Here is a 14,171-nt window from a genome sequence, read left to right on the forward strand (position 1 = left end):
CGGGCGGTCAGCGCCGTTCGGAGGCTGCGTCCTCCAGCGGGACCTCCCGGTCCTCGGCGGCCTCGTCGTGGACGTAGCGGCGTCCGCGCAGCAGGGAGGCCAGCGCGGCGACCAGCGACATCGCGATCGCCAGGCTGAACACGATGACCAGGCCGTGGTGGAAGGGGCCCGCGATCAGGTGCGGGAAGTAGGAGCGGCCGGTGAGGGTCGCCGCGTCGCCCGGCGCCAGCCCGGCAAGCGCGCCGAAGGGCGCGAGCAGGTTCTCGATCGGGTTGTAGCCGAGGAAGGCGGCGAACAGGGTCCCGACCGGCGGCATCCCGGCGACGTGGGCGGCGACGCCGGCGGGGACTCCGTGTTGGGTGAGGCCCCCGGCGAGGGTGCCGGGCAGGCTCTTGGACAGCCCGGCGATCATCAGCGAGAAGAACACGCCGATCGACAGCACCATGCCCGCGTTCATGAAGGTGGCCCGCATCCCGGACGCGACGCCGCGCTGCCGGGCGGGGACCGAGTTCATGATGGCGGTGGTGTTGGGCGCGGCGAACAGGCCCGATCCGACCCCGTTCAGGAAGATCAGCAGGGCGAACGCCCAGTAGTCGAAGTCGGTCGGCACCAGCAGCAGCCCGAGGAACGCCAGCGCGGACAGGGTCAGCCCGCCCGAAGCGAACGCGCGGGCGCCGTAGCGGTCGGACAGGTGGCCCGAGACCGGCCCGGCGATCAGGAAGCCGAGGGTGAGCGGGAGCAGGTAGATGCCCGCCCAGAGCGGGGTCTCCTCGAAGTCGTAGCCGTGCAGCGGCAGCCAGATGCCCTGCAACCAGATGATCAGCATGAACTGCATCCCGCCGCGCGCGATGGCGGCGAGCAGCCCGGCGGCGTTGCCGGCCGCGAACGCGCGGACGCGGAACAGGCCGAGGTGGAACATCGGCTGCTCCACCCTGGTCTCGATGAGGCAGAACAGCGCCAGCACGGCGATCCCGCCGATGATCCCGCCGAGCACCAGGGGGCTGGTCCAGCCCATGTCGTGCCCGCCGTACGGCTGGATCCCGTAGCTGATCGCGGCCAGCAGCGAGGTGAGGCCGACCGCGAAGGTGATGTTGCCGAGCCAGTCGATCCGGGCGGCGACCGCGCGCACGGAGGTCTCGATCAGGCTGCGGTAGGCCCAGATCGTCCCGGCCAGCCCGATGGGCACCGAGGCCCAGAACACCAGCCGCCAGCTCACCTCGCTGAGCAGCCCGCCGGCGACCAGGCCGAGGAAGCTGCCCGCGATGCCGGCCACCTGGTTGACGCCCATGGCCATGCCGCGCCGGTCGGAGGGGAAGGCGTCGGTGAGGATCGCGGCGGAGTTGGCCATCAGCATCGCCCCGCCGATGCCCTGGAAGACCCGCCAGCCGATCAGCCAGAGCGCCCCGGCGGCGCCCTTGAACGGGTCGAGCGCCAGCAGCACGGTGCCGACCGTGAACACCGCGAATCCGGCGTTGTACATCCGGACCCGGCCGAACATGTCGCCGAGCCGCCCGAGCGTCACCACCAGCACCGCGGAGACCAGCATGTAGCCCATCAGGATCCACAGCAGGTAGCTGACGTTGCCCGGTTCCAGGGGGTTCAGGTGGATGCCCCGGAAGATGGCCGGCAGCGAGATGATCACGATCGAGGAGTTGACGGTGGCCAGCAGCATGCCCAGCGTCGTGTTGCTCAGCGCCACCCACGGGTAGTGCGTGGTCCGCACGGTCCCTCCCGGGGAAAGTAGTTACTTCGACTAACTAATCATATTCCTCCATTGCCGGAAAAATCAGTAGTTCGCCGAGAAGATGACCTCTACCTTCTCGTGCATGACCGCACACGTTCCCGAGTGGATCCCGGGGGTCTCGCGGGTCGCCGTGCTGACCGGCGCGGGGATCTCCACCGACTCCGGCATCCCCGACTACCGCGGCCCGTCCGGGGTCTGGACCCGGGATCCCGAACTCGTCGGGCTCTTCACCCGCGAGAACTTCCTCGGCGACCCCGGCGTCCGGCGCCGGTTCTGGCGCTCCATCGCGGAGCTGCACCGTGAGGACGCCCGGCCCAACGCCGCCCACCGCGCCCTCGCCGACCTGGAGAGGTCCGGGACGGCGCTCCGGATCCTCACCCAGAACGTCGACGGGCTTCACCAGAAGGCGGGCACGACGCCGCGCAAGGTCGTGGAGCTGCACGGCGCCATGGGCACCTCGTCCTGCCTGGAATGCCGCACCGAATCCCCGACCTCCGCCGTCCTCGCCCGGGTGGCGGCGGGCGAGGACGACCCGGCCTGCGCGCACTGCGGCGGGATGATCCAGCCGTCCATCGTGCTGTTCGGGCAGTACCTGGACGAGGCCGTGCTGTCGCTCGCGGCCGGGGTCGCGCGCGCCTCGCAGCTCTTCCTGGCCATCGGCAGCTCGCTGAAGGTCGAGCCGGCGGCCGGGCTGTGCGCGGCGGCGGTCGAGGGCGGGGCGACCCTGGTCATCGTCAACCGCGACGAGACCCCGTACGACGACCTGGCCACCGAGATCATCCGCGAGCCGATCGGCACCGCCGTCCCCCGCCTCTGCGCGGCCCTCGCCGAGCGGCGGACGGCACCGTCCCACCCCTGAGGCGCGCGGGGTGTGGCGGACACCGGGTGTGGCGGACGCCGCACCCCGCGCGTGACGCGGGCCGGGGGCCGTCTGGGATCCTGCTGGTCGGGCGGACGAGGGGACGAGATGCAGCAGGGGACACGGCACCGGCTGGAGCTGGACGACGAGCGGCTCCAGGCGTTCTGGCGGGAGCGGCACGTGTGCACGCTGGCCACGCTCCGGCCGGACGGCACGCCGCACGTGGTGCCGGTGGGCGCGACACTGGACGCCGCGGCCGGGCTGGCCCGGGTGATCACGTCCGCCGGGTCGGCGAAGGCCCGGCACGTCGAGCGGGCGGGGCCGGACGGGCTGCCCGTCGCGATCACCCAGGTCGACGGCCGCCGCTGGGCGACGCTGGAGGGCCGCGCGGTCGTCCGGGCGGACCCGGCGTCGGTGGCGGACGCCGAGCTCCGCTACACCGAGCGCTACAAGCCGCCGCGCGCCAACCCGCGGCGGGTCGTCATCGAGGTCGCGATCGGCCGGGTCCTCGGCCATGTCTGAGGTCACCGTCGTCGGGATCGGCGCGAACGGCTGGGCGGGCCTCGCGGGCGCGGCGCGGGACGCGCTCGCGTCCGCCGAGGTGATCATGGGCGGGCGGCGCCAGCTCGACCTGGTCCCCGACCTGCCCGGGCCGCGCGAGCGGGTCGCCTGGCCCTCGCCCATGCTGCCCGCGCTCCCCGGCCTCCTCGAGGAGCACCGGGGACGCCGCGTCGCGGTGCTGGCCAGCGGCGACCCGATGTTCTACGGCGTCGGGACGACGCTGGTCCGGCTGCTCGGCCCGGAGCGGGTCCGGGTCCTGCCGCACCCGTCGTCGGTCTCGCTGGCCTGCGCGCGGCTCGGCTGGCCGGTGGAGGAGGTCGAGGTGGTCAGCGCCGTGGGCCGTCCGCTCGCCGCGTTGAACGCCGCGCTGGCGCCGGGCCGCCGGATCCTGGTCCTCAGCGCCGACGCCGGGACGCCCGCCCAGGTCGCGGCGCTCGTCCGGGAGCGCGGCTGCGACCTGACCCTGCTGGAGAACCTCGGCGCGCCGGACGAGCGGGTCGGCCCCCTCCGCGAACCCGCCGCCCCGCTGAACATCGTCGCCGTGCACTGCCGCGGCGCCGGGGGCCCGCAGGTGGTCCCCGGTCTGCCGGACGAGACCTACGACCATGACGGGCAGCTCACCAAGCGGGAGATCCGCGCGATCACCCTCGCCCGCCTCGCGCCCCGTCCCGGCGAGCTGCTGTGGGACGTGGGGGCGGGCGCGGGCAGCATCGGGATCGAGTGGATGCGCGCGCACCGCGCCTGCCGCGCGATCGCCGTCGAGGACCGGGCCGACCGGGCCGCGCGGATCGGCGCCAACGCCGCCGCCCTCGGCGTCCCCGGCCTGCGGGTGGTCGCCGGGCGGGCCCCGGCGGCGCTGGCCGGGCTGGAGGCCCCCGACGCGATCTTCATCGGCGGCGGGGTCACCGCGCCCGGCATGGTCGCGGCCTGCCGGGACGCGCTGCGGCCGGGCGGGCGGCTGGTGGTCAACGCGGTCACCGTAGAGTCCGAGCGCGCGGTCGCGGAGGCGTACGGGCGGTTCGGCGGCGAGCTGACCCGCGTCGCGGTCAACCGGGCCGCGCCGGTCGGGGGTTTCACGGGTTGGAGGGCGATGATGCCGGTGACGCAGTGGACGGTGACCCGGTGACGGTGCACTTCATCGGCGCCGGGCCGGGCGCCGCCGACCTGATCACGGTGCGCGGCCGGGAGCTGGTCGCGGCGTCGCCCGTCTGCCTGTACGCCGGCAGCCTGGTCCCGCGCGAGCTGCTGGACTGGTGCCCGCCGGGCGCGCGGCTGGTCGACACCGCGAGGATGGTGCTGGACGACATCGTGGCCGAGATGGTCACCGCGCACGCGAACGGCCAGGACGTCGCGCGCCTCCACTCGGGCGACCCGTCGGTCTTCAGCGCGATGGCCGAGCAGATGCGGCGCCTGGACGCGGCCGGGGTGCCGTACCGGGTCACGCCGGGCGTCCCCGCGTTCGCCGCCGCCGCCGCGTCGCTGGGCCGCGAGCTGACCGTCCCCGAGGTCGCCCAGACGGTCGTCCTGACCCGTACGTCGGCGCGCGCGACACCAATGCCGCCGGGCGAGGACCTGGCTACCCTCGGGCGCAGCCGTGCCACGATGGTGCTGCACCTCGCGGTGCAGCGGATCGAGGCCGTGGTGGACGAGCTGGTCCCCGGCTACGGCGCCGACTGCCCCGCCGCGGTCGTCGCCTACGCCAGCCGCCCCGACGAGATCGTCCTGCGCGGCACCCTCGCTGACATCGCCGCAAAGGCCCGCGAGGCGGGCATCGAACGCACCGCGGTCATCATCGTGGGCGCGGTGCTCACCGCTGCGGGGTTCACCGACAGCCACCTGTACTCGTCGGCGCGCTGCCGCGACTGAGCCCCGGCCTCACCCGGCGCGGCCGACGATCGTTCCCGCCCGGTCGATGACGATGACGTCGACCTCGATAGGGGCGCCTCGCAGGGTGTCCAGGGCGGTGGCGCGGGCCCGCCCGGCGACGAGGTCGCCGAGCGGGAGGCCGTCCTGCTGGCAGATCCGGAGGGCGTCGAGCGCGGTGTTGGCGGCGCGGACGCGCTCGGTGGTCTCGCCGCCCCCGGCGGCCTCGACGAGCGCGGCGAGGGCGCCGAAATCGACCTGGGAGCGCTTGGAGTGCAGGTCGAGGTGGCCGTTCGCGAGCTTGGCGAGCTTGCCGATGCCGCCCGCGACGGTGAGCCGCGGCACCGGGTGGCGGCGCAGGTACTTCAGCACCGCGCCGGCGAAGTCGCCCATGTCGAGCAGGGCGTCGTCCGGGAGGCCGTACAGGTCGGCGGCGACCCTCTCCGAGGTGCTGCCCGTCGCACCCGCCACATGGGTGCGGCCCGCGGCGCGGGCGACGTCGATGCCGCGGCGGATGCTGTCGATCCAGGCCGAGCACGAGTACGGGACGACGACGCCGGTGGTGCCGAGGATGGACAGGCCGCCGAGGATGCCCAGCCGCGGGTTCCAGGTGCGGCGGGCCAGCTCGGCGCCGCCGTCCACCGAGATCTCCACGATCACGTCGGCATCGCCGACGGCCTCCCGGATCAGCCGGCGGGGCACCGGGTTGATCGCGGGCTCCCCCACGTCCAAGGGCAGCCCCGGCTTGGTGACGGTGCCGACGCCGGGCCCGGCCCGGAACACCACGCCGGTGCCGGGCTCGCCGGGGCGGACGGTCGAGCGGACCAGCGCGCCGTGCGTGACGTCGGGGTCGTCGCCGGCGTCCTTGACGATCCCGGCGGTCGCGACGCCGTCGCCGAGCCGTTCGACGGCCAGCGCGAACGCGGGCCGGTGCCCCTTGGGCAGGGTGATCTCGACCGGGTCGGGGAACTCGCCGGTCAGCAGCGCGGTGTGGGCGGCCTTGGTCGCGGCGGTCGCGCAGGCGCCGGTGGTCCAGCCGTAGCGGAGCTCGGTCACGGGCTTAGCATGCTCGGGTGACGACGCGTGTACTGCTGCTGGGGGGCACGGGCGAGGCCAGGCGCCTCGCCGGACGGCTCGCGGACGACCCCGCGTACGAGGTGATCAGCTCGCTGGCGGGCCGCGTCGCCGAGCCGGCGCTGCCCGCCGGGCGCACCCGGATCGGCGGGTTCGGCGGCCCGGACGGGCTGGCGGACTGGCTGGCCCGCGAGCGGATCGACGCGGTGGTCGACGCGACCCACCCGTTCGCCGCCGTGATGACCGGCTCGGCCGTCGCCGCGGCGGCGCGCACCGGGCTGCCGCTGGTGGTGCTGCGGCGTCCCGGCTGGACGCGCGACGACGGCGACGACTGGCGCCGGGTGCCGTCGCTGGAGGCCGCCGCCGCGAACCTGCCCGGCGAGCGGGTGTTCCTCACCACCGGCCGCAAGAACCTGGGCGCGTTCGCCGGCGACGGCCGCCGCTGGTTCCTGGTGCGGTCGGTCGACCCGCCCGAGCCGCCGTTCCCGCCGCGGATGGAGACGGTGCTGGCGCGCGGCCCGTTCACGGTCGAGGAGGAGCTGGCGCTGATGCGCGGGCGTTCGGTGGACGTCCTGGTCACCAAGGACAGCGGGAGCGCGATGACGGCGGCCAAGCTCACCGCCGCCCGCGCGCTCGGGATACCGGTGGTGATGGTCGACCGGCCGCCCCTGCCGGCCGGCGCCGCCGTGGTCACCTCGGTGGACGGGGCGCTCGGCTGGCTGGCTCACGCGGGGTAGCGGCGCGGCGTGAAGACGGTCGTCGCGCCGTCGCCGCGCTCGGCCGTCCGCGTCTGGGACGAGCCGACCAGCAGCAGGCAGCGCATGTCGACGCCCGCGCCGTCCAGGTCGGCGAGCCGTACCACCCGCACGCTCTCCTCGGGGCCGCCGACGTCGCGGCCGATCACCACGGGGGTGTCCGGCGACCGGTGCTCCAGCAGCACGTCGCGGGCCAGCGCGACCTGGTGGGTGCGGCTGCGGGACGCCGGGTTGTAGATCGCGATGACCAGGTCGGCGGCGGCAGCGGCGGCGAGCCGTCCGGCGATCGCGTCCCAGGGCTTGAGCCGGTCCGAGAGCGACAGGACGCAGTAGTCGTGGCCGAGGGGCGCGCCGATCCGGGCCGCGACCGCGTTCGCGGCGGTCAGGCCGGGCAGCACCCGCACCGGGACGTGCTTCCAGCGGTCCTCGGCGGCGACCTCCAGCACCGCCGCCGCCATCGCGAAGACGCCCGGGTCGCCGGACGACACCACCGCGACGCGGCGGCCCCGGCCCGCCAGGGCGAGGGCGAACTCGGCGCGCTCGGACTCGACCCGGTTGTCGGACGCGTGCCGGGCCTGCCGCGGATTGGCCGGCACCCGGCCGAGGTAGGTGGTGTAGCCGACCAGGTCGTCGGCGGTGGCCAGGGCGTCCTGCGCCTCCGGGGTCAGCCAGTCGCGGCCCGCCGGGCCGAGCCCGACGATCACGACCTCGCCGGCCGGCCCGTCCGGCCCATCCGCGCGAGGGGCGCGGGGCGCGGGCAGGGCGCGGCGGGTCCGCTCGTGGACGCGGCTGGGCAGGATCGCGACCGAGAAGTACGGGACGGTCGCGGGGTCCACGCCCGCCAGCGGCAGCGCCCGCTGCCCCTCGGTCGTGGCGCGCTCGACGTACCAGGCGTCCTCCAGGCGGCCCGACCGGTCGAGCGCCTCGCGCACCCCGCCGAACGTGCGGCCGAGCTTGAGCACGGCCGCCGAGTCGGTGGCGGCGAGCCGCTCGGCCAGGACGTCCGGGGGCAGGGTGCCCGGCAGGACGGTGAGGACCTCGTCGCGTTCGACCAGCGGCCGGCCGAGCTCGGCCGCGGCACCGCTGACCGAGGTCACGCCCGGCACCACCGTCGTCGGGTACCGGCCGGCGAGGCGCTTGTGCAGGTGCATGTAGGAGCCGTAGAAGAACGGGTCGCCCTCGCAGAGCACCACGACGTCGCGGCCGGCGTCCAGATGGGCGGCCAGCCGCTCGGCGCACCGCTCGTAGAACTCCTCCAGCACGCCCCGGTAGTCGTCGGTGGCCTCGGTGGTGACCGGGTAGACCAGCGCCTCCTCGATCTGCCCCGGGCGCAGGTGCGCGGCGGCGATCGAGCGGGCGATGCTGCGGCCGTGCCGGGCGGCGTGGTGGACCACGACGCCGGCGGCCTCGATCAGCCGCGCGGCCTTGATCGTGATGAGCTCGGGGTCGCCGGGGCCGAGCCCCACGCCGTACAGGTGTCCGGTCATCACTCCTCCTCGCTGGCGATGGCGTTGACGGCGGCGGCGGTCATGGCGCTGCCGCCGCGCCGCCCGCGCACGACCAGGTACGGCAGGCCGGACCCGGCCAGCGCCTCCTTGGACTCGGCGGCGCCGATGAACCCGACCGGGATGCCGAGCACCGCGGCCGGGACCCCCGCGCCGTCCCGCACCATCTCCAGCAGCCGGAACAGCGCCGTCGGCGCGTTCCCGATCGCGACGACCGAGCCCGCGAGCCGGTCCCGCCACAGTTCCAGCGCGGCGGCGCTGCGGGTGGTGCCGAGCCCGGCGGCGAGGCCGGGCACCCGCGGGTCGCCGAGCGTGCAGACGACGTCGTTGGCGGCGGGCAGCCGCTTGCGCGTCACCCCGGCGGCGACCATCTGCGCGTCGCAGAGGATCGGGCGGCCGTCCAGCAGCGCGGCGCGGGCCGCCGCGACGACGCCCGGCGCGTACGCCAGGTCACCGGTCAGGTCGGTCATCCCGCACGAGTGGATCATGCGGACGGCGACCCGGGCGACGTCGGCGGGCAGCCCGGCCAGGTCCGCCTCGGCCCGGATGGTCGCGAACGACCGCCGGTAGATCTCGCCGCCGTCGCGGACGTACTCGCTCACATGCTCCTCCGTGTGGTCGCGACGGCGGCGGCCGTCGCGGTCAGGTCGTGGGACCGGGCGCGGACCTCGTCGCCGAGCCGCACCTCGTACCCCTGTGGGGTGGCCACGACCCCGACGTGCCGGTCCGCGGGGTGTCCGCAGCGCCGCTCGCAGCCGGACCAGTGCACCGGCGGGCCCCCACCCGGCGCGCGGGCACGGGCGGCGTCGGCGCGCACGTCGGTGCGGGACCTGGCGCAGCCCGGCCGCCCGGCGCAGGAGGTGAGGCCCTCCCAGGCGGAGGCGGGCGCGGTGACCAGGCCCCAGCGGTCCAGCAAGGAGTCTGACACGTCCGTCAAGTCGGGTATCACGGCGGTCCGCCAGGGAGTGACAATGATCTCTCCGGCGGCGCGCAGCGCGGTGAGCTGCGCGGGTTCGAGGCGGCCGAGCGGCACCAGGCCCGAGACCGCGACGCGGCCGTCCCGCTGCGGCAGCCGCCCGAGCGGTGTCCGGCGCGGTGTCGCGGGGATCTCCAGCGGCGGCTCGCGGTGCCCGCCGAGGAGCGGCGCGAGGCGGTCGGCGGCGTCGGGCCACTCGGTCAGCCGCCACTCGGTGGTGCGGACGCGCAGGAACGCGCGGGCGGCGTCGAGGGCCAGCGCGACGGCGTCCCGCGGGTCCGCGCGCAGGCCGCTGTCGGCGCCGCCCAGCACGAGGGCGAGGCCGCCGTCACCGGCCGGGTACAGCCCGACGTCGCCGCGCAGCGCGATCACGTCCCCGCGCCCGTCGTCGAGCGTGAACAGGAACCGGCCGGGCAGCCCGGCCAGCGCGGGGTCGGCGCAGAGCCCGGCGTCGAGCTCCGCGACCAGCGGCCGGACGTCCAGCAGGCCCTCGTGGTCGCGGCCGGTGAGCGCGCTCGCGGCGATGTTGCGGACCCGCTCGTGGGTGGCGGACGGCAGCAGGCCGACGTCGCGCAGCCGTGTGCCCAGTTCCGCCTCGGCACCGTCCATCAGGCCCCTGACCTGTATGTTTCCGCGGGAGGTGAGCTCCAGGTGCCCGTCGCCGAGGTCGGCGGCGGCATCGGCGAGCGCGGCGAACTGCGGGGCGCGGAGCAGCCCGCCCGGCAGCCGGACGCGCGCCAGCCCGCCGTCGGCGGCGGCGTGGATCCGCAGCATGCCCGGACAGCCGTCCGGGCCGGAATGTGAAGGTGGGGACACGTGACGGATCCTAAGGACCTGCGCGGGGCGGCTTGGACGCGACTGTAGGACACGCCCCGGCCGCGGGCTATGGTTCTCCTGGGCGACAAGCGGAGGAAGCCGGTGCGAGTCCGGCGCGGTCCCGCCACTGTCACCGGGGAGCGGACCCCACCGAAGGCCACCGCGCAAGCGGGAAGGCCGGGGCGAGCGCCGATCCGGAAGCCAGGAGACTCCATGCCGCCCGCGTGCACACCTGACGATCGGGGCGAGGACCCCGGGTGAGGACTCGATCCGCGTGATCCTTCTGCTGTCCACCTCGGACACCGACCTGCTGAGCGCGCGCGCCAGCGGCGCGGCCTTCCGCCCGGCCAACCCGGCCCGGGTCTCCCCCGCCGACCTGCCCGCCCTCCTCGAGGGCGCCGACCTGGTCGTGGTGCGGTTGCTCGGCGGGCGCCGGGCCTGGGAGGAGGGCCTGGACGCGCTGCTCGCCGGGCCCCGCCCGGTCGTGGTGCTGAGCGGAGAGCAGGCCCCCGACGCCGAGCTGATGGGGCTGTCCACCGTCCCCGCCGGAGTGAGCGCCGAGGCGCACGCCTACCTCGCGCACGGCGGGCCGGCCAACCTGGGCGAGCTGTTCCGGTTCCTGTCCGACACCGTCCTGCTGACCGGGCACGGGTTCGCGCCGCCCCGGCCCACGCCGACGTGGGGCGTCCTGGAGCGGGAGGCCGCCGGCGGCGCCGGGCCCGTGATCGGCGTGCTGTACTACCGCGCGCACCACCTGGCCGGCAACACCGCGTTCGTCGAGGCGCTGTGCGCCGCGATCGAGGCCAAGGGCGGGCGCGCCCTGCCGGTCTTCTGCGCGTCGCTGCGCACCGCGGACGGCGAGCTGCTGGAGACGCTCGGCCGCGCCGACGCCCTGGTCGTGACCGTCCTCGCGGCGGGCGGCACCAGGCCGGCGCTGGCCGGCGCCGGCGGCGACGACGAGGCCTGGGACGTGGGCGCGCTCGCCGGGCTGGACGTGCCGATCCTGCAAGGGCTCTGCCTGACCGGCGAACGGTCGGCGTGGGAGGCGAGCGACGACGGGCTGTCGCCGCTCGACACCGCCACCCAGGTCGCGGTGCCCGAGTTCGACGGACGCCTGATCACCGTGCCGTTCTCGTTCAAGCAGATCGACGAGGACGGGCTGAGCGTCTACGTCGCCGACCCCGAGCGCGCCTCCCGCGTCGCCGGGATCGCGGTGCGGCACGGCGCGCTGCGGCACGTCCCGGCGGGCGAGCGGCGCGTCGCGCTGATGCTGTCGGCCTACCCGACCAAGCACGCCCGGATCGGCAACGCGGTCGGCCTCGACACCCCCGCCAGCGTGGTGCGTCTCCTGGCCGAGATGCGCGGGCGCGGCTACGACGTCGGCGACGCGCTGCCAGGCGAGGGCGACGCGCTGATGCACGCGCTGATCGCCGCGGGCGGGCAGGACGCCGACTGGCTCACCGAGGAGCAGCTCACCGGCAACCCGGTGCGCATCCCCGCCGCCCGCTACGCGGAGTGGTACGCGACGCTGCCCGGCGACCTGCGCGAGAGCATCGAGCGGCACTGGGGCCCGCCTCCGGGCGAGCTGTTCGTCGACGACTCCCGCGACCCGGCGGGCGAGATCGTGCTCGCCGCGCTGCGCTCGGGCAACGTGGTGGTGATGGTGCAGCCGCCGCGCGGCTTCGGCGCCAACCCGGTCGCGATCTACCACGACCCCGACCTGCCGCCGAGCCACCACTACCTGGCCGCCTACCAGTGGCTGGCCGGCGAGTTCGGCGCGCACGCGGTGGTGCACGTCGGCAAGCACGGCAACCTTGAGTGGCTGCCCGGCAAGTCCGCCGGGATGTCGGCCTCGTGCGGGCCCGACGCCGCACTCGGCGACCTGCCGCTGATCTACCCGTTCCTGGTGAACGACCCGGGCGAGGGCACCCAGGCCAAGCGCCGCGCGCACGCCACCCTGGTCGACCACCTGATCCCGCCGATGGCGCGGGCCGACAGCTACGGCGACATCGCCCGGCTCGAGCAGCTCATGGACGAGCACGCCAACATCGCCGCGCTCGACCCGGCCAAGCTGCCCGCGATCCGGGCGCAGATCTGGACGCTGATCCGGGCCGCCCGGCTCGACCACGACCTCGGGCTGGACGACCGCCCGCACGACGCCGAGTTCGACGACTTCCTGCTGCACGTCGACGGCTGGCTGTGCGAGATCAAGGACGTGCAGATCCGCGACGGCCTGCACGTCCTCGGCACCGCCCCGGCCGGGGACACCCGGATCGACCTGGTGCTGGCGATGCTGCGTGCGCGGCAGATGTGGGGCGGCTCGATGACCCTGCCCGGCCTGCGCGAGGCGCTCGGGATGAGCGAGGAGAGCACCGACCGCGCCGAGGTCGACGGGTTCGAGGAACGCGCCCGCGCCCTGGTCGCCGCCATGGAGGAACGCGGCTGGGACCCGGCCGCCGCGGCCGAGGTCGCCGCGGGCGACGGTGGCGGGAGCGGCGCCGGTGAAAGCGGGGGCGGCGGGAGCGCGGCGGGGCCGGTCGCGGAGGTGCTCCGGTTCGCGGCCACCGAGATCGTGCCGCGCCTGGACCGGACGTCCGATGAGATCGGCATGGTCCTGCACGCGCTGGACGGCGGGTACGTCCCGGCCGGGCCGAGCGGGTCGCCGCTGCGCGGCCTCATCAACGTGCTGCCGACCGGCCGCAACTTCTACTCCGTCGACCCCAAGGCCGTGCCGAGCCGGCTGGCCTGGGAGACCGGCCGCGCGATGGCCGACTCGCTGCTGGCCCGCTACCGCGACGACACCGGCGACTGGCCGCGCTCGGTCGGGCTGTCGGTCTGGGGCACCAGCGCCATGCGCACCTCCGGCGACGACATCGCCGAGGTCCTGGCCCTGCTGGGCGTCCGGCCGGTCTGGGACGAGGCCTCGCGCCGCGTCACCGGTCTGGAGCCGATCCCCCTCGACGAGCTGGGCCGGCCCCGCATCGACGTGACGATCCGGATCAGCGGCTTCTTCCGCGACGCGTTCCCGCACGTCGTGGCGATGCTCGACGACGCCGTCCGGCTGGCCGCCGGGCTGGACGAGCCGGACGCCGACAACTTCGTCCGCGCGCACGTCCGCGCCGACCGGGCCGAGCACGGCGACGAGCGCCGCGCGACCATGCGGGTGTTCGGCTCCCGTCCCGGCGCGTACGGCGCCGGCATCCTGCCGCTGATCGACAGCCGCAACTGGCGGGACGACTCCGACCTCGCCGAGGTGTACGCGGTGTGGGGCGGCTTCGCCTACGGCCGCGGCCTGGACGGCGTCCCGGCGCGCGGCGACATGGAGACCGCCTACCGGCGGATCAGCGTCGCCGCCAAGAACACCGACACCCGCGAGCACGACATCGCCGACTCCGACGACTACTTCCAGTACCACGGCGGGATGATCGCCACGGTGCGGGCGCTCACCGGCACCGCGCCCAAGGCCTACATCGGCGACAGCACCCGCCCCGACGCGGTGCGCACCCGGACCCTCGACGAGGAGACCTCCCGCGTCTTCCGCGCCCGGGTGGTCAACCCGCGCTGGCTGGCCGCGATGCGGCGGCACGGCTACAAGGGCGCGTTCGAGCTCGCCGCGACGGTCGACTACCTGTTCGGGTACGACGCGACCGCGGGCGTCGTGGCCGACTGGATGTACGAGAAGCTCGCGCTCACCTACGCGCTCGACCCGGAGAACCGCGAGTTCTTCGAGAAGTCCAACCCGTGGGCGCTGCACGGCATCGCCGAGCGCCTCTTGGAGGCGGCCGACCGGAAGATGTGGGAGCACCCCGACCCGGCGACGATCGACGCGCTGAAGCGGCTGTACCTGGAGGTCGAGGGCGACCTGGAGGACGGTCCCGAGAGCTGACGGGGAGCCGGGCGAGGGGCGGGCCGACGGGCCGGTCGCCTCCGGGGCCGGTCCGCCGGTACCCCGGTCCGGGGCGGGCTACCCGGCCCGGACGGCACCGAACCGGTCACGGATCGTCCGGCCGTCCCCGGG

At 75.5% G+C, this 14,171-nt stretch carries 11 protein-coding genes and 1 riboswitch; of the genes, 6 read left to right on the forward strand and 5 right to left on the reverse strand.

Annotation, left to right across the window (positions count from 1 at the left end; translation table 11 throughout):
• Window positions 1-7 precede the first annotated feature (7 nt).
• Window positions 8-1,723 (reverse strand): MFS transporter, encoded by a 1,716-nt coding sequence (locus OHA34_RS08285; protein ID WP_285940395.1) that lies wholly within the window; start codon window positions 1,721-1,723, stop codon window positions 8-10.
• 103 nt (window positions 1,724-1,826) lie between these two features.
• Between OHA34_RS08285 and OHA34_RS08290 the strand changes: the two genes are divergently transcribed.
• From OHA34_RS08290 to cobM, 4 genes are all read left to right on the forward strand, one after another.
• Window positions 1,827-2,603, forward strand: coding sequence for an SIR2 family NAD-dependent protein deacylase (locus tag OHA34_RS08290; RefSeq protein WP_329521249.1), 777 nt, complete (start codon window positions 1,827-1,829; stop codon window positions 2,601-2,603).
• Between the two features lie 108 nt (window positions 2,604-2,711).
• Window positions 2,712-3,125, forward strand: coding sequence for a TIGR03618 family F420-dependent PPOX class oxidoreductase (locus OHA34_RS08295; protein ID WP_285940399.1), 414 nt, complete (start codon window positions 2,712-2,714; stop codon window positions 3,123-3,125).
• Window positions 3,118-4,290 (forward strand): precorrin-6y C5,15-methyltransferase (decarboxylating) subunit CbiE, encoded by a 1,173-nt coding sequence (cbiE, locus tag OHA34_RS08300; RefSeq protein ID WP_329521250.1) that lies wholly within the window; start codon window positions 3,118-3,120, stop codon window positions 4,288-4,290. Before OHA34_RS08295 ends, cbiE begins: the two co-directional genes overlap by 8 nt.
• Window positions 4,287-5,030 (forward strand): precorrin-4 C(11)-methyltransferase, encoded by a 744-nt coding sequence (gene cobM / locus OHA34_RS08305; RefSeq protein ID WP_285940403.1) that lies wholly within the window; start codon window positions 4,287-4,289, stop codon window positions 5,028-5,030. The genes cbiE and cobM overlap by 4 nt, the downstream gene beginning before the upstream one ends.
• 9 nt (window positions 5,031-5,039) lie before the next feature.
• On the opposite strand, the gene OHA34_RS08310 is transcribed toward cobM, so the two are convergent.
• Window positions 5,040-6,083, reverse strand: a complete 1,044-nt coding sequence (locus tag OHA34_RS08310) for a cobalt-precorrin-5B (C(1))-methyltransferase (protein WP_285940405.1) — start codon at window positions 6,081-6,083, stop codon at window positions 5,040-5,042.
• 17 nt (window positions 6,084-6,100) lie between these two features.
• Here OHA34_RS08310 and OHA34_RS08315 point away from each other — a divergent pair, with 17 nt between their 5' ends.
• Window positions 6,101-6,838, forward strand: coding sequence for a cobalt-precorrin-6A reductase (locus OHA34_RS08315; RefSeq protein ID WP_285940407.1), 738 nt, complete (start codon window positions 6,101-6,103; stop codon window positions 6,836-6,838).
• Here OHA34_RS08315 and OHA34_RS08320 read toward each other — a convergent pair.
• Genes OHA34_RS08320 through OHA34_RS08330 form a run of 3 tightly spaced genes read right to left on the reverse strand, consistent with a single transcriptional unit; the run spans window position 6,826 to window position 10,153 of the window.
• Window positions 6,826-8,343, reverse strand: coding sequence for a precorrin-2 C(20)-methyltransferase (locus tag OHA34_RS08320; protein ID WP_329521251.1), 1,518 nt, complete (start codon window positions 8,341-8,343; stop codon window positions 6,826-6,828). The genes OHA34_RS08315 and OHA34_RS08320 overlap by 13 nt on opposite strands.
• Window positions 8,343-8,963, reverse strand: coding sequence for a precorrin-8X methylmutase (locus tag OHA34_RS08325; RefSeq protein WP_285940410.1), 621 nt, complete (start codon window positions 8,961-8,963; stop codon window positions 8,343-8,345). Before OHA34_RS08325 ends, OHA34_RS08320 begins: the two co-directional genes overlap by 1 nt.
• The gene (locus OHA34_RS08330) at window positions 8,960-10,153 is read right to left on the reverse strand and encodes a precorrin-3B synthase (protein WP_285940411.1); all 1,194 of its coding nucleotides are present in this window, start codon (window positions 10,151-10,153) and stop codon (window positions 8,960-8,962) included. The genes OHA34_RS08325 and OHA34_RS08330 overlap by 4 nt, the downstream gene beginning before the upstream one ends.
• Before the next feature lie 93 nt (window positions 10,154-10,246).
• A riboswitch (cobalamin riboswitch) is annotated at window positions 10,247-10,364 on the forward strand.
• Window positions 10,365-10,427: 63 nt separating this feature from the next.
• Here OHA34_RS08330 and cobN point away from each other — a divergent pair.
• A complete protein-coding gene (gene cobN, locus OHA34_RS08335; protein ID WP_329521252.1) occupies window positions 10,428-14,039 on the forward strand; it encodes a cobaltochelatase subunit CobN in 3,612 nt (1,203 codons plus the stop codon).
• Window positions 14,040-14,171 lie beyond the last annotated feature (132 nt).

The sequence above is a fragment of the Spirillospora sp. NBC_01491 genome, from assembly GCF_036227065.1.
Taxonomy (GTDB): Bacteria; Actinomycetota; Actinomycetes; order Streptosporangiales; family Streptosporangiaceae; genus Spirillospora; species Spirillospora xylanilytica.